We start from the raw sequence: 15948 nt of genomic DNA, 5'->3' as shown, positions 1-15948 counted from the left end.
CTACCGGGTGGATTCGGGACTTTAACCCGTTAGAAACGTGCGCCGCTAGGCGCACACACGAATAAAGACCGCCTACACTTTTGTAAGCGGTCTTTGCTAATTTAGAGTAAGTTAGACAAACTGGAATTTATTAGGCAAACAGAATAAGTGCAACACCTGTGATAAGCAGAACTATACCAACAACAAACTCTATCATTCCCACTTTCTTTGCGTATTCTTCTTTCTTCCGACCGGCTTTGAAATCCGCCTCAAAACCGTTGATAAGATTGTATTTCTTTTTAAAGTAAATGAAGTATCCAAACAGAAGGAATGCCAATCCCAGAACTACAGCCAATACCTTTAGGAATATCATATAAACACCTCCACAAAAAATTCAAATTTGTCTTTCTCTTAATTTCCTATTATACACCAAAATTATGAATATTTCTACCCGCCGTCTATTGACCTCAATTAAGAGGAAAGTAGGTGGCTTTTTTTGTTAGCAAAAAAATTTTCAAGAAATTTTGAAAAAACACCCCCCAAAAACGCTCTCCCATTTCAAACAAGTGAAGGGGTTAATTCCGAGCCACGAAAAGGTCAGCCCTTTCACTTGTATTTTGACAACTGAATAAACCATTCACTAAGACTTTAATTCTGATGATTTTAGCCACCTTATCGGGTACGCCGTGACTTCTGCATTGCAGAACAGCGAGAACTCCCGGTATAGGTAACAGGTTGCCCCTGTTACGGCGATGACAGTCAGAAGGATAATGATACTTCTCTACGGAGCTGGCGGAGTACCCGGCAGAGGTGAAATTCCTATGATACAGATTAGCAGTCTGTTCCTTAGTGACTTCCCGTGAGCTTATTGCTCGGCAAGGGGTGTTGAGAACAAATATTGCCCGACCGGTTAGGAAATGAGCCGGTCAAGTACATAGCCATACTGCGATGGCTATGAATTTCACGAAAGGAGGACGCACAAAGTGTCGAACTGCAAAACGATTGCGATATGCAATCAAAAAGGCGGAGTTGGAAAGACGACCACTACGGTAAACCTCGGCGTCGGTCTTGCAATGCAGGGAAAGAAAGTGCTGCTCATAGACGCAGACCCACAGGGCGACTTAACCACTTGTCTCGGTTGGCAGGATACAGACAACTTGGGTATCACGCTTGCAACGAAACTCACAGATGTCATAAATGAAACGATGAATGACCCTACGGTCGGTATTCTGCACCACGACGAAGGTGTTGACCTTATTCCGGCAAACCTTGAGCTTTCAGCAATGGAGTTTAACCTTGTCAACGCAATGAGCAGAGAGACGGCATTGAGAAACTATCTCAGCGAAGTGAAGGAGAAATACGACTATATCTTAATAGATTGTATGCCTTCCCTCGGAATGGTAACAATCAATGCTCTATCTGCGGCAGACAGCGTAATAATTCCTGTTCAGGCTCAGTATTTACCGGCAAAAGGTATGACGCAGCTTGTTCAGACCATTTCACGAGTTAAGAAGCGTATCAATCCGGGCTTAAAGATTGACGGTATGCTTCTCACTTTGGTGGATAGCCGTACCAACCTCGCCAAAAGCACGGTAGAAGCTCTGAGAGAGAACTTCGGTAGTCAAATCAAGATGTATCGAACATATATCCCGATTGCCGTAAAAGCCGCAGAGACTTCTTCCAAAGGCAAGAGCATTTTTGCCTACGAACCGGGCAGCACGGTGTCAAAAGCGTACACCGAATTTACAAAGGAGGTGTTAGCCGATGGCAGGAAGAAAGAGCGACTTCACTCTCACGAAGCTCGATGACTTATTCTCGACGCAGGAACAGAGAGATGAAGAAAAACTTTCAAAAATCCGAGATATTCCCTTGACTGAGATTGACGATTTCCCCGACCACCCTTTTAAGGTGCGTGATGACGAGGATATGGCACAGCTCATTGAGAGTATTAAGGAACGAGGGGTAATCACTCCGGCGACGGTAAGGCAGAAAGAGGACGGCAGATACGAACTCATATCGGGACACAGACGAAAGCGAGCCTGTGAGCTTGCCGGGTTTGATACTCTCCGTTGTGAGGTCGTTGAACTGAACCGAGACGAAGCCACGATTTTAATGGTTGAGAGCAACTACCAAAGGTCGCAGATACTTCCCTCGGAAAAAGCCTATGCCTACAAAATGCGTTTGGAAGCATTGAGCAGACAAGGCAAAAGAACAGACCTAACTTCCGACCCAGTGGGTTGGAAGTCAAGCGGAAAAGAAACAGCACAACTAATTGGAGAGCAGTCGGGTGACAGTCAAACCCAAGTTCGCAGATATATTCGCCTTACAAACCTTGTTCCCGAACTTTTGGAATATGTTGATGAGGGGCGAATTAAAATGCGACCGGCGGTTGAATTGTCTTTTCTCGATGAGGACAGTCAGCGTGATGTGGTTGATGAAATCGACCTGACCGACGCAACCCCGTCCCACGACCAAACAATCCGTATGCGAAAGTTCTTTGAGGAGGGCAAGCTCACAACCGAAGCAATCCAAGCGATTATGTCGGAGGAAAAACCAAACCAAAGGGAGAAAATTGTTTTGAGGGGCGATAGGGTTCGACAGCTTATCCCGAAGAATATTCCCATAAGCCAAACGGAGGATTTTGTGTGCAAGGCATTGGAGCATTACAACAAGTTTCTGCGAAGCAGAGCCGACCGTGACAGCCGATAGCCTTCCCCCTTTCTCACACTCTAACCCCTATATATACCGGCTATTAACCTGCTGAAAAATATACTCTATCTCCCTTGAGTATATCTATCTCTAATAACATATAGCTGTCTATAAAAGGGTTGAGGATATAGTCAACAACTATAAAGGCTACGGCTTGCCGTGCTTTGAGACTATCCGCAGAGCAAGACAGAGAGTGCAATCCCTATTTCCCGAACTGTCAAGGCAGTGCAGTGGCTGCGACTGCGGAAACATCAGAATTGTGATTGAAGTAAGCTGAGGTGTGGATATGAACGAGGGAAAAAGAAAAATCGGTGAATACACTGTTCTTTGCTCGGTCAATGTGGGCGAAAAGGAAGTTATCTTGGCTTCCAATGAGCAAAGTACAAACGGCGATAAATTTATGTGCGGCTTTGCAGAGCGAAACGACCTGTTTGAACTGTGTTCGGAATGTATGGTAAGCGATGACTATATCGAAATCGTACACCTTTTCGGAAGCCGTGTGGCAAATGAAGCGGAGCTTTTCAAGGAACAGGTCGAAAAACTGGATATTCCAATCACACTCATAACAGAAGCCGACTGTATCCCCGACCACTATTCCAAAGACATCAACGGCAAAATCATAGCCATTGACCCCAAGGTATTAAAGCCTGAATTTCAGAGAGCCGACAGACAGCTCTACTATGTTACAGGTGGTTTCGGTGCGTCGGCAAACAGCCGTGGAAGTGCCGTGTTTTGTACCAATCTTCACACCGGCAAATCAACCCGATATGAAAGAATGGATGTTATGGGCGAAATAAAGCCTGAGCGTCTGCCTGAATGGGCAAAGGAAAAGGCACAAGAGCTTTCAAACAAGAAGCGAAATAAAGACAAAGAACGATAAGGAGGACAAAGCAATGAAGGAAAATTTCACTTTTCAGCAAAAGACAAAGCTTCTGACGAAACTGTTTGACGCAGGCTGCAATACCGAAAAGAAATTGCAGCAGCTCGACATGGAGAGCATTTTGAAAATTCCGGGTATCACTATTCCGGATATGAGTCTGATTATCGAGTTTCAGAAGCAGACCAAAGCCAATAAGCTGTTCTCTTATTTGGGAGGTGGCACTGATGAGCAGGCAGGAACAGAATGACCGCCATATCATTTGGAGCGACATTAGCCTTGACCTTGATGATTGGCGAGAGTCTTTGGAGGAACTGTATCCCGGATATTCCGATGATGAGCTTTACGACATTATGGTAAAATCCAATGCCGAAAATCTTTATGATGAACGAGTAAATCTCAATATTCAGCTTTCACAGCCGATTATTGTTATCGGCGACCTCGGCAGATGGAACGGCAGAGTGTCGGGCTACAAGATGATTGATTCCGGCAACATTAAGGACTGCCTTTATTCCGATACCGATTACAACGAATGGTATGTGGATAAGTACGGCGACCTTCGTGCCGACGCCGTTCATCACGACGGTACAAACCATTATCTTTACCGTGTATTCAAAGACGGTGTTACCGATACGCAGATTGAAAATCTGCAAGATAAAATCTATAACGGAAAAGCCACAAGAGCCGACATCACACGAGTTACCAAAAGGCTCGGCGATGACATTGCCGGAGTTTATGGTTTTCCTATTCCAAAGCAAAGACAAACAAACGAACAAGCGAGGTGATGAAAATGGATTACAGAGTATTGACCGAAGCAGAGCGTAAATACACCTTCAGCCAAAGTCAGCAGCTCTCTATGCAGACCGGTCTTATCGGATATTTGAGAGCCGACTTCGGTTCTAACGGGAACGAGTTTTGGACGACTTGGAACGATTTCAGAAAAGACTTGAAAACCGATGAATTTAAGGCTGAATTTGATGAAGTCATAAACGGATTGCGTGACGGCGATGTTTTGTCCGGCAGAAAGGCTATGTCCTCTTACTGTTATTCCACTCCCGACAGCTCCTTTAATGATGACTGCAACCACTACGGCATCCGTCTTGATACGGGAAAGTACAGCTATCTTATGAGATTTAACCCCAACAGGGGCGAGTACAATCTGTACTGCTATTGCTATCAGAAAGAGTGGCTAAATGCCCACTTGAAAAACGCTGAGCGAGGTATCCGATTTATCAACCCGCACTATCAGGAGCAGTTTCGCATTGCGGACGGAGAAAAAATCTCAATCAAGCTCGGCGACGGCAAAACAATGGAGAGAACTTGCAGATATATCGACGACTACCATTTGGAGGTCGGCACAAATCTCTACCATATCTGCGAATTTGCCGAGCTTTGCGAGAGAAACGGTCATACCGTAGAACCAGCCGCAAAAGAAAACACGAAATCCGCAAAGGACAAAGAAAAAACACGATAAGGAGGTGCAGACGAGGTGGCAAGAAAATTTGACCTGATTTCAGAGCTGTATGAAAGAACCTGTTTTGCAGTTACAGACAATCCGGTAAACTGGCAATCGTTTCTGAAAACAGCAGGCAGAAATTTCAGGCTCCGATTTGATGAACAGCTTCTCATTTATGCCCAAAGACCCGACGCAACAGCCGTGCTTGAAATCGAACGATGGAACGGTACTTTCGGTCGCTGGGTAAACCGAGGAGCAAAGGGTATTGCCGTATTTGAGGACACAGACAGAAGCCGTCAAAGGCTGATTCATTACTTTGATATATCGGACACCCACGAAAGTCGACATTCCCGCCCTGTTCCGATTTGGGAGATGAGACCCGAATATGAAGCAGAAGTTATTGAAACACTTGAAAATACTTTCGGTGCGGTAAACGATACAACGAGTATTGAAAATGTCGTCAAAGAGAGCATTGCCAATGCCGTTGAGGATAACATCGCAGACTATATCTCCGACTTTATGAGTTTGGGTGCAGGAAGCGATATTGAGTATTTGTCTGCCGACGAAGCAAATGCCTTGTATTTGGAGCTTGTCAGAAACAGCGTATCATATATGGTTATGGCACGATTGGGACTGAACGCAGACAAGGTCTATTCTCCCGATGACTTTGCCGGTATTTCAAGTTTTAATTCACAGGAAGTTCTCAATGCGGTGGGTATTGCTACAAGCGACATTGCAGAAATGGCGTTGCTCCCTGTCAGCAGAACAATCAGCACGCTCAGCAAGGAAAATCGCATAATTGATGAACAGGAGCAATCCGAATACAATAAAGACATCAAAGACGAAAGGAGTCAAAGCGATGAGCGAAATCACATACACGATGGTGGGAGATTACAATCTTCCGAACCTGAAACTGCCGGAGCAGACGGAAGTGACTCTCGGCAGATGGTCGCAGATGAGGAGAACTTATCTGAAGGAACATCACAAAATCCTGTACTACAATCTTCTGACGAAAGGGATTCTGAACAGTCACTTGGCGGAGGTTCAGCAGAGAGCCAGCGAACTGGAGGAAACTCTCGTGAAGCAGATGGCACAGAAAGCCGGGCTGACGGAGCAGATGAAAGCGGAAGATATGATGAAGTGGGTTCGCCTGATGAACAACATCAGGAACTCGGCACAGGAAATCGTGAAGAATCAGGTAATATTCGCTTAGAGTATTACGACAGAAACCACGAGGACAAGAGCCTGCCGTTTTTCGGTGGCGATGATACTATCCGAGAGATACTCGGTACTACCCCGCATTTGTCCGCTTCAAAGGAAGAAATCAAAGACTTCTATGAGAGAAATACGGACAATGCGACCCGTACCGAATATATCAAGGGTATCTTCAATAACGACTACACCCGGCTTACCTTAAACGACGGCAGGCTTGTGGGATACAAAACATTTCAGAATGTCCTCCACTTGTGGGAGGGTGAATACGAAAACAGAACCGCTCAGAGTTTCTACGACTGGGGCGTTATCGCACAGCATTTTGAAGCAATGAGACTTTTGGGAGAATTGACCGATACAATGAAACCGATTCCGTCTATGGACGGTCAGTTGACTCTCATTATGGGAAATCAGGCAGAGGAACAAAAAACCTCTGCCTTTACTTTTTCTCAGGAAATCATAGACGCTGTATTGACCCGTGGAAGCGGAGTTTCCGAGGGTAAAATGCGTATCTATGAGCAGTTTGAAAAGAGCATTTCCGCAAAAGAGAACGCCGACTTCTTGAAAAACGAATACGGTTGGGGCGGCTCTTATCCGGTCATCATCGGTGCAGGCATTGACGAACAGCACGACGGAAAAGGTATCACAATTTCAAAAGGTATCGGAAGCGACAAGCCGCACATTACTCTTTCTTGGTCTCAGGTGGAAAAGCGTATCGGAGACCTTATCCGTATGGACAGATACCTAAACCCAAAGGAAAAAGAAAAGTACCCTGAATGGCTTGAAAAGCAGGAAGAACGGCGAGCCGAGCTTGCAGAGCAGAGAAAAAACCGTGAGATACTTTCTACCGCACCGCCTGAACCTGAAAACAAAGAGGACGAGCCGGAAGCGCAGTATGAATATCATCTCGGCGACAGCGTGTATATTGGGGCTTCTCAGTATGAGATTTTGTCCTTTGATGAAAACCGTGTAATGCTCTATGACTTCGATATGCCCTTATTCAACAAGGAACTTTCAAGGGAAGAATTTGACCGCAAAGTGCGTGAAAATCCGATGAACGACCACTTGAAGGTCAGTGTATTACCGGCGGAAGAAAAAACCGTTACAGGCGAAAATAAAGCTCAAAACGATACTGAAACCGTACCGGATTTCAGTCCGAAAACCGGTTATGACGACGCCTTCTTTATTGACCGGGACAATGAAAGTGTAACTTGGATGTACTATAACCCCGACAGCAATGCCGGAGGTCAGTATGTTACAAATACTCTTTCTTTTGACGAGATACAGCAAGTCGCACGGGAGTATGACTCGGCAGAGGATTTCTTTGATTATCTCGGTAGCATTGCAAATCAGGAGCTTGCCGATGTAGGTACGGAATGGTTTGTGGACGCAGACCGAGAATTTCACAGGACACCGGATTTGACCGACTGTACCTCTGCCACAATGGAAGCTCTTATTGAAAACACTGAAAGAGCTGATATGGTGGCAACAAATATCGGGAATGTACCGATTGAGGATTACAGAGAAATCGTTGCTACTCAAAACGGTTTTGACAGCGATGAGGAAATGTATAACGAGGGTGTTCGTATCGGCAACGGTTACGACAAAGAGCCTGAACCGATTGTCCCCGCTTGGGAGCAAAAGAAAAAGTCAAAAGTAAAGAGCTTTGACCTCCACCCGGATATTCCTATGTCCGAACGACACAACTTTGACCTTGCCAATAATCAGGTTGAAGAAGTGAACAAGAAAGAACGCTTCCACCGAAACTATGCAGCAATAAAAGTCCTGAGAGATTGTCAAAACGAAAACCGTTTTGCAACACCTGACGAGCAGAAAATCTTGTCGAGATATGTCGGTTGGGGCGGTATTCCCGAAGCCTTCGACGAACGAGCAGGAGCTTGGCATACAGAGTATGCAATGCTGAAAAACATCCTGACGCCGGAGGAATATGCGTCGGCAAGAGAAAGCACACTGACTGCATTTTACACTCCGCCCGAAGTATCTACCGCCATTTACAAGGTGTTGGAACAGATGGGATTTCAGGAGGGCAACCTGCTTGAGCCGTCCTGCGGTATCGGTAATTTCATCGGTATGCTGCCCAAGTCAATGGAAAACGCAAAGGTTTACGGTGTTGAGCTTGATACCATTTCAGCCGGTATCGCTCAGCAGCTTTATCAGAAATCTTCCATTGCGGCACAGGGCTTTGAGGAAGTAAATGTCCCCGACAGCTTCTTTGACGGCATTATCGGCAATGTGCCTTTCGGAGATTTCAAAGTCTCCGATAAACGATACGACAAGTACAATTTCTTAATCCACGATTATTTCTTTGCAAAATCGCTTGATAAGTTACGCCCCGGCGGTGTGATGGCTCTTGTGACAAGCAAAGGAACTATGGACAAGGAAAACTCCAATGTGCGTAAATATATCGCACAGAGGGCGGAGCTTCTCGGAGCAATCAGACTTCCGAACGACACCTTCAAAGGTAATGCCGGGACAGAGGTCGTATCCGATATTCTGTTTCTGCAAAAGCGAGACAGACTCATAGATATTGAGCCGGATTGGGTTCATCTTGACACCGACGAAAACGGTATAAGGATGAACTCATATTTTGTTCAGCACCCGGAAATGATACTCGGCGAAATGAAAATGGTAAGCGGTCGCTTCGGACCGGAAGCAACCTGTGAACCGTTTGAAAATGCCGACCTTTCGGAGCTTTTGAACGAAGCAGTCTCAAACATTCACGGAGAAATCTCCGAATACGAGGTTGCCGACGAACTGGAGGAAGAAGATAATTCTATCCCGGCAGACCCTATGGTAAGGAACTTCTCTTACACTGTTTTAGACGATAAAATCTATTTCCGTGAGAACTCCCGTATGTCCCCGGTGGAGGTATCTGCAACCGCTGAGAACCGCATTAAGGGTATGATTGGGATAAGAGATTGCGTCCGTAACTTGATTGAACTGCAAACCGAGGATTACCCGGACAGCGAAATCAAACAGGCACAGGATAAGCTGAACACACTGTATGGTTGCTTCCCTTGCGGAACGAGCCGAGAAAGTCCGTGGCGGCGGTGTAGATTCGAGTGTAGATAATATGCTTAAAATTACAAACGACGGCAGGAAGTTAGCACTTGACCAGCGTATGCTTAACGATATGCTGCCTGATTTTGAGGGCAGTAAAATCAACGCCTGCGTCGATAACATCTACCGTATTTGGGAGGAAACAGCCGATAAAAAATCGGCACAGCTTGTGTTCTGCGACCTCTCAACTCCAAAGAATGACGGAACATGGGCTGTATCTGCATTACTGCTATAAGCTGGGTTATCTGCCGAAGTACAAAAAACAGAATACCGCAAGGCTTCACTATCTTTTGAAAGAAGATTTGCTGAAGCTCGACAAAATCACTCAGGAGACAAGGCTGCTTGGACGGGAGAACATTTCTACCGACGAGCAGCTTTTCTCATATAAAGAGTCCGTGTTGTCGCAAATCAAATCCTTGACTGACGATAGAACGCACCTGCGAAAACAGTTAAGAAGAAATTTGAGTGACGATGAGCTATCAAATGTCAAAGAGCAGATTACGGCAATCACGAGCAAGCTGTGGACTCTCCGCAAAGAGGTCGGTCTTTGTGATGACATAGCCGAAAGGTCAAAGGTTATTGAAGCCAACCTTGAAACGGTAAGAGTTTACGAAGAAAAACAAGAACGAAAGGAGCAGAACCGTAATGACAAACGGAGGTGATGCGGCAGAACAGGTCATCAGGCTATCGCTTGAAGGCTTTGAAGTAGCCGCAAAATTAAGCGGAGCGGCAGCAAAGAATATTGCCGTTCTTTTAGTCTCTGTTCTCAAACAGGAACAGAAAACAAAAGGCAAGGCTCGACTTACTAATATGATTAAGTCGGGCAAGGAGCTGAAGGTGTTTTCTATCCCCAACAAGGACTTGAAGAAGTTTACCGAGCAGGCAAAACGCTACGGCGTTCTCTACTGCGTACTCAGGGATAAAAACACAAAGGGCGATAATGTCCCGATTGATATTATTGCCCGTGCAGAGGACGCTTCCAAAATTCAGAGAATCGTTGAGAGATTTGAACTCGGTAAAGTTGATAAGGCTGCGATTGTCACCGAGTATCAGAAGGCTGTCGAAAAGCGTGAAGCTTTGGAGAAAGACAAGCCGACGAAAACCAAAAACGAAATCATCACTGAGGAAGCCGTCAGAAAACCTATTCAGAAAGAGGGGTATTCCCAGTCAAACCCCACAGTCGCCAAAACGGACAAAAACCCTCCGTCAAGGCACGACTCCGAGCCGGTAGATATGCAAACTGATAAGGGTACTGTAAGCGACAGACAGAGAAAGCCGTCGGTAAAAGCAAAGCTTGACCGATATAAGGCACAGTCCAAGCAGCAGAAAGAAGCAGAACGCAAAGAGCCGGAGGTATCAAAGCCGGAAGTCAAGAACGCCCCGGCACAGACCGTACACCAGCAGCCGAAACCTAAAAGCAAAAATGTGAAAGAGAGGTAATCACAATGACAAACAATTTTACCCCTGCTAAGGCAGGACAGCAGAGCAAACGACTTTCCAAAGAGGAATATGCCGAGAAGATGAAGGCTGAAAAAGAAGCCGTATATCAGATGGCGGACGACACCGCAAAGGCGATTGTTTCCGACCCGGAAAAGTTCAAAGCCTTCCTTGATACGCAGAGCCGTCTTGACAGATACTCTGCGGTCAACGCACTTCTGATTTTCAAGCAGCTTCCCGAAGCAAGCCAGCTTAAAAACTTTGATGACTGGAGCAAAGATAATGTGAAAATTCAGAAAGGTGCGAAAAGCATTTCCATTCTTGAACCTGTCGAGTATGCAAAGAAAGACGGTACGACCGGCATTTCCTACAATGTGAAAAAGGTCTTTGATGTTTCGCAGACCAACGGCAAAAGACCGCCTGCACCGACTGTCAACCGTGACCCGAAAGCACTCATTACCGTTATGCTGGATTCTTCCCCGGTTGAAGTGGAAGCAACAAATGAGCTTCCGTATCCCAATATGGCGGCGTTTTATAACAACGAGGAACAGACCTTGTATGTAAAGCGTGATGTGGGAGACAGCGTAGCGGTCGCTCAGTGCGTAGCACAGGAGCTTGGCCACGCACAGCTCTCTATCAACAGCGACAGTTACAGCAGAGCGGATATGGGCTTTCAGGCAGTATGTATCGGCTATATGCTTTGCAAAAAGTACGGCGTCGATACACAGAATTTTGCTATCAACCGTATCCCTGAAAAGCTCGCCGGCAAAGAGCCGAAGGACATTCGCTATGAGCTTTCCAAAACGAGAAACGCAATGGCGGATATTCACTCCCGTGTTTCCGATGAGCTTTACAAGAAAAAGCAGGAACGAAGCAAAGACTACGAAAGATAAGGTGAGACTATGGCGAAGGAAGAAATGTATCATATCGCATTGGACGATTATGAACACGGCATTATTATCCGTTCTCTCAACGACGAGAAAACAGATTTGATGAACGAGGGCAAATCTACCGATGCGGTGGACGACCTTATCATCAAGGTCGGAACTGCCCCAAAGAAAAAGTTCAAAGTTATCGAAAAGGAACGCTCCTGTGAATCGAGATAACGAGAGGCAGTCTGCTATTATTCTTTCCGTCATCGGTATTATCCCGGTCGTATGGCTGGCACTTCTGATTGCACCCTCTGTAAAAGGAGGATTGCCGGAAATACTGCCGAGCCTATTAACAGCGTTCAACGAACCATTTCATATTGAGCTATGCGAGGACAGCCTAAAAACTGTCCTCGTTTTGCTTCTCTGCTATGCAATGGGTATTGGGATTTACTTCTCAACACAGAAGAATTACCGAAGGCGTGAAGAACACGGTTCTGCAAAATGGGGCAATGCAAGAGCCGTAAACAAAAAATACAGACAGTCTCCGGCTTCTGCAAATAAGCTGATGACGCAAAATGTCTGTATCGGACTCAATGCGAAGAAACACCGAAGAAACTTAAACACCCTTGTGTGCGGCGGTTCGGGAGCCGGTAAGACAAGGTTTTACTGCAAGCCGAATCTTATGCAGTGCAACACATCATTTGTCATTCTTGACCCAAAGGGCGAAATTCTCCGAGATACCGGAAAGCTGCTTGAAAGCAAAGGCTATGAAGTCCGTGTTTCCACATTTGCCGGAGAACCGTCGCAGAATGTGGGTAAGAGCTTTATAAAGAGCTACTGTGCCGTTTTGCTTGAGGGAGCAGTAATTGTACTTGCTTGTATCATCTTCTCCCTATTTGCTTCTACGCCGCCGGTAGTGAACCCTGACGCAGCAGCCGTTACTCAGGTATGGGCATATATCGGCGAACTGGTATTCAATATGCTTGTGCTTGTCGGTGCGGTTAAGATGAGCGACCGAATTATCCGTGAAATGATGGGCTTATAACGGGAGGTTCTCTGATGAAGAAAAACAAGAATAATAACGATAGATGGCAGGGCTATACGCCTGCCGACTGCGACTGCAAATATTGTGTGTATTACGGAGGAAAGAAAAACGGCAATGTGATTTGCCTTGCGGACACCTGCGTCTGCTCTGATGAAATCCGTCACGCAAAACAAGCATATCGCAGAGAAAGGAGCTTTTGATGGAAGTCAAAATTAACCGAGAGATACGAAATTACACAGAGTCAATGTTTTTTGGACTGTCGCTCAGACAGTTCATTTTTTCTGTCCTCGCCTGTGCGGTAGCGGTAGGACTTTACTTCCTCCTAAAACCGTACCTCGGAACAGAAACTGTATCGTGGGTGTGCATTTTGGGAGCTGCCCCTTTTGCGGCTCTCGGCTTTGTGAAATACAACGGAATGACGGCTGAGAAATTTATATGGGCGTGGATAAAGTCCGAGTTCCTTATGCCGAAAAAGCTGGTCTTTCATTCCACCAACACCTATTACGAATTGATGAAACCGACAATCGAACAAAAACAGAAGGAGGCTTATAAGAACAATGATTAAAACTCTTACAACTTCTATCTGAAGCACGGCTTTGATAAGGCATACACCGACTACGGCTGTCCTTATGTTCAGGAAAACTGCGATATGGAACTGCCAAGCGACAATATCATTATCTACGGTCATCATATGAACGACGGCTCTATGTTCGCCGGTCTTATGAAATTCAAGGACAAGAGCTTTTGGGAAAAGCACAAAACAGTATCCTTTGATACGCTGACCGATAGACAGACCTATGAAGTAATTGCCGTGTTCAAAACCGTAGTATATACGGATAGTCCCGACAGCTTCAAATATTATCAGTTCGTCAATGCGGACACCGCCGAGGATTTCACTGCCTATGTTGAGAAGTGCAAGAAACTGTCGCTTTACGAAACCGGCATAACCGCCGAATACGGCGACAAGCTCCTGACCCTTTCCACCTGTGAGTATTCCCGGACAAACGGCAGACTTGTTGTAGTGGCGAAGCTAATAAACGAATAATACAACAGGTAGTTCAGCCTGCATAGGAAGGAGGGATTGTATGGCTGATATTAAAACGAAAGACAATGCAAAAGGTACGATACGAACAATAGATAAGGCTGCCGTCGCAACCCAACGAATGAAGCAGGCGTATATCGCAACAAAAGAAAAGGCGGAGCGGTCGGTAAATGCCAACAGCAGTTCTGCCGAGGAATACGCTTCCGATAAACTGGAAAGCGGTATTGACGAGGTGTTTCACGATGGTGCCTATGCGTTTGACAAGGCGGGACGAAAGGGACTTGAAACCACAAAAGAGAATATCCGCACCGCAAAGGACGGTATTCAGCGTTTCAAGCAGCAGCGAGCCGAGCAGTCTTTGAGAAAACAGGCTTCGCAAAACACAAGCTCTGCGATTAAGACTGTCGATAAGGCGGAAAAGACCATAAAGCAGTCTGCCACTTCCTCCGGAAAGAAAACCATTAAGTTTGCCGGAAAAGAAGCAACAAAGACCGCACAGAAATCGGTTAAGACGGCTGAGCAGACTGCAAAGACTGCGATAAAAACCAGTCAGCAAGCGGCAAAAGCGGCACAGAAAACAGCTCAGGCGACAGTTAAGGCTTCGCAGAAAGCGGCACAGGCGGCAAAAGCCACAGCCAAAGCAACAGCCGCTACGATTAAAGCCGCAGCCAAAGCCACCATTGCCGCAGTAAAAGCAATCATAGCGGCGGTAAAAGGTCTTATTGCCGCTATCGCTGCCGGCGGTTGGGTTGCGGTGGTAGTAATTATTGTGCTATGTCTTGTAGCCTTGATTGCAGGTTCTGTGTTCGGTATCTTCTTTTCGGGAGAGGATTCCGGCACGGGAATGTCAATGCAGACAGTCGTTCAGGAAATCAATCAGGAATATGATGACCGATTGGAACAGGAAAAGAACTCTGTAAGCTATGATGTGCTTGAAATGAGCGGAAGCAGAGCTGTTTGGAAAGATGTTCTTGCGGTCTATTCTGTTAAAGTGAATACCGACCCCGACAATCCGATGGAGGTTGCTACGGTTGATGAAACCAAGAAGCAGCTACTGTCGGATATTTTTTGGGAAATGAACGATATTTCTTCCCGAACGGAAACGAAAACCCATACCGAAATCGAAGAAAGCGACGACGGACACGGCAACATCGTACAGACCGAAACCACAGTAACAGAAACTTTCCTGTATATCACGGTATCGCACAAGACCGTTGATGAAATGGCGGCTATGTACGGATTTAATCAGGAGCAGAAAGAGTATCTTGCCGAGCTGCTAAAGGACGAAAACAATCAACTATGGTCTCAGGTGCTTTACGGTATCGGATACAGCGACGACCAAATCGTAACGGTTGCCTTGTCACAGGTGGGTAATGTAGGCGGTCAGCCTTACTGGTCTTGGTACGGATTTGACTCCCGTGTAGAATGGTGTGCCTGCTTCGTCTCTTGGTGTGCTAACGAGTGCGGATATATCGACGCCGGTATTATTCCAAAGTATGCCGGCTGTGTAAACGGTGTACAATGGTTCAGAGACCGAGGACAGTGGGCAGACGGTTCGTATGAGCCTTCGCCCGGTACAATCATTTTCTTTGACTGGGAGGGCGACGGTGTGACAGACCACACCGGTATTGTTCAGAAATGCGAAAACGGTACAGTCTATACCGTTGAGGGCAACTCAGGCGACACTTGCAGAACCAAAACATACCCTGTCGGAAGCTCTGTTATCTACGGATACGGTATTCCGGCATATTAAAAAGATGGCTGCTCGTTTGAGTAGCCATCAAGTACATTATGAGAAATCAGGTATTTACTCAAGAACAAATATAACCTTCTGAAGCCTTTGTCCCAACAAGAGAAATATGCGGATATATACCATTGACAACATCTTCATAGAATTTACGACCGATTCTTGCAGATGTAACTCTATTTGTGAAAAAGTCTCTAAAGTGGTATGTGCCGGGTAATAATGAAGGAACAACAGCAACAATAAAAGCGTTATATTCATTTTGTTCCATTTTGTTAAGTTTTATCATCAGTGTTCACCTCCTTGTTGATAAGCCTGAATTTGTAAATGGAATTCTGAGTTGTTACTAATAGATTGTTCTTTTTAATATAATAATCATCACGGGAACTAATAATTCCCAAAGAAGTAATTGGTTTAAAATCATCGTCAACAGGATGCCAAACAAAGAATTGTCTGTTTCCATTCTTAAGAATATAGATAACACCGTCTTGACC

Annotated in this window: 19 protein-coding genes and 1 pseudogene; 17 read left to right on the top strand and 3 right to left on the bottom strand. The window is 45.7% G+C overall.

What is annotated here, in order from left to right; translation table 11 throughout:
- Positions 1-130: 130 nt before the first annotated feature.
- Positions 131-352, bottom strand: a complete 222-nt coding sequence (locus tag PGW42_RS15395) for a DUF3784 domain-containing protein (protein ID WP_015573075.1) — start codon at positions 350-352, stop codon at positions 131-133.
- A gap of 610 nt (positions 353-962) precedes the next feature.
- On the opposite strand from PGW42_RS15395, the gene PGW42_RS15390 reads away from it, so the two are divergent.
- The 17 genes and pseudogenes from PGW42_RS15390 (at position 963) to PGW42_RS15300 (ending at position 15463) form a co-directional block, all read left to right on the top strand.
- Entirely contained in the window at positions 963-1787 is an 825-nt protein-coding gene (locus PGW42_RS15390; protein ID WP_024721698.1) for a ParA family protein, read from the top strand.
- A complete protein-coding gene (locus PGW42_RS15385) occupies positions 1744-2688 on the top strand; it encodes a ParB/RepB/Spo0J family partition protein (RefSeq protein ID WP_270204046.1) in 945 nt (314 codons plus the stop codon). The genes PGW42_RS15390 and PGW42_RS15385 overlap by 44 nt, the downstream gene beginning before the upstream one ends.
- A gap of 286 nt (positions 2689-2974) precedes the next feature.
- The gene (locus PGW42_RS15380) at positions 2975-3568 is read left to right on the top strand and encodes a hypothetical protein (RefSeq protein WP_015573072.1); all 594 of its coding nucleotides are present in this window, start codon (positions 2975-2977) and stop codon (positions 3566-3568) included.
- A gap of 13 nt (positions 3569-3581) precedes the next feature.
- Entirely contained in the window at positions 3582-3815 is a 234-nt protein-coding gene (locus tag PGW42_RS15375) for a hypothetical protein (RefSeq protein WP_015573071.1), read from the top strand.
- A complete protein-coding gene (locus tag PGW42_RS15370) occupies positions 3793-4350 on the top strand; it encodes a hypothetical protein (RefSeq protein ID WP_024721694.1) in 558 nt (185 codons plus the stop codon). Before PGW42_RS15375 ends, PGW42_RS15370 begins: the two co-directional genes overlap by 23 nt.
- A 5-nt stretch (positions 4351-4355) precedes the next feature.
- The gene (locus PGW42_RS15365; RefSeq protein ID WP_015573070.1) at positions 4356-5039 is read left to right on the top strand and encodes a hypothetical protein; all 684 of its coding nucleotides are present in this window, start codon (positions 4356-4358) and stop codon (positions 5037-5039) included.
- Positions 5040-5054: 15 nt separating this feature from the next.
- Positions 5055-9269: pseudogene (locus tag PGW42_RS15985) on the top strand (N-6 DNA methylase); the annotation flags it as partial.
- 58 nt (positions 9270-9327) lie between these two features.
- Positions 9328-9549, top strand: coding sequence for a hypothetical protein (locus PGW42_RS15350; RefSeq protein WP_270204047.1), 222 nt, complete (start codon positions 9328-9330; stop codon positions 9547-9549).
- Positions 9512-9976 carry a hypothetical protein gene (locus tag PGW42_RS15345; RefSeq protein ID WP_270204048.1) on the top strand — a complete coding sequence of 155 codons (465 nt, stop codon included), beginning with the start codon at positions 9512-9514 and terminating at the stop codon, positions 9974-9976. The genes PGW42_RS15350 and PGW42_RS15345 overlap by 38 nt, the downstream gene beginning before the upstream one ends.
- Entirely contained in the window at positions 9960-10754 is a 795-nt protein-coding gene (locus PGW42_RS15340) for a PcfB family protein (RefSeq protein ID WP_270204049.1), read from the top strand. The genes PGW42_RS15345 and PGW42_RS15340 overlap by 17 nt, the downstream gene beginning before the upstream one ends.
- Positions 10755-10759: 5 nt before the next feature.
- Positions 10760-11644 (top strand): hypothetical protein, encoded by an 885-nt coding sequence (locus PGW42_RS15335; RefSeq protein WP_015573064.1) that lies wholly within the window; start codon positions 10760-10762, stop codon positions 11642-11644.
- 9 nt (positions 11645-11653) lie between these two features.
- Positions 11654-11857, top strand: coding sequence for a hypothetical protein (locus tag PGW42_RS15330; protein ID WP_002606285.1), 204 nt, complete (start codon positions 11654-11656; stop codon positions 11855-11857).
- Positions 11844-12668, top strand: a complete 825-nt coding sequence (locus PGW42_RS15325; protein ID WP_330677074.1) for a type IV secretory system conjugative DNA transfer family protein — start codon at positions 11844-11846, stop codon at positions 12666-12668. The genes PGW42_RS15330 and PGW42_RS15325 overlap by 14 nt, the downstream gene beginning before the upstream one ends.
- Before the next feature lie 14 nt (positions 12669-12682).
- Positions 12683-12868 (top strand): hypothetical protein, encoded by a 186-nt coding sequence (locus PGW42_RS15315; RefSeq protein ID WP_015573063.1) that lies wholly within the window; start codon positions 12683-12685, stop codon positions 12866-12868.
- Complete coding sequence (locus tag PGW42_RS15310) at positions 12868-13233, top strand: PrgI family protein (RefSeq protein ID WP_015573062.1); 366 nt, start codon at positions 12868-12870, stop codon at positions 13231-13233. The genes PGW42_RS15315 and PGW42_RS15310 overlap by 1 nt, the downstream gene beginning before the upstream one ends.
- An 18-nt stretch (positions 13234-13251) precedes the next feature.
- The gene (locus PGW42_RS15305) at positions 13252-13713 is read left to right on the top strand and encodes a class B sortase (protein WP_442872440.1); all 462 of its coding nucleotides are present in this window, start codon (positions 13252-13254) and stop codon (positions 13711-13713) included.
- A 40-nt stretch (positions 13714-13753) separates the two neighbouring features.
- Complete coding sequence (locus tag PGW42_RS15300; RefSeq protein WP_015573059.1) at positions 13754-15463, top strand: CHAP domain-containing protein; 1710 nt, start codon at positions 13754-13756, stop codon at positions 15461-15463.
- 58 nt (positions 15464-15521) lie between these two features.
- On the opposite strand, the gene PGW42_RS15295 is transcribed toward PGW42_RS15300, so the two are convergent.
- Both PGW42_RS15295 and PGW42_RS15290 read right to left on the bottom strand, forming a co-directional pair.
- Positions 15522-15743, bottom strand: coding sequence for a hypothetical protein (locus PGW42_RS15295; RefSeq protein WP_015573058.1), 222 nt, complete (start codon positions 15741-15743; stop codon positions 15522-15524).
- Positions 15730-15948, bottom strand: a 219-nt coding sequence (locus tag PGW42_RS15290; protein ID WP_270235170.1) for a hypothetical protein, incomplete at its 5' end; no start/stop codon positions are given. The genes PGW42_RS15290 and PGW42_RS15295, both read right to left, overlap by 14 nt.

The sequence above is a fragment of the Coprococcus sp. TM115-187 genome, assembly GCF_027679115.1.
Taxonomy (GTDB): domain Bacteria; phylum Bacillota; class Clostridia; order Lachnospirales; family Lachnospiraceae; genus Allocoprococcus; species Allocoprococcus comes.
The sequence above is the reverse complement of the archived record's forward strand: the minus strand, read 5'-3'. Positions and strand labels throughout refer to the sequence as shown.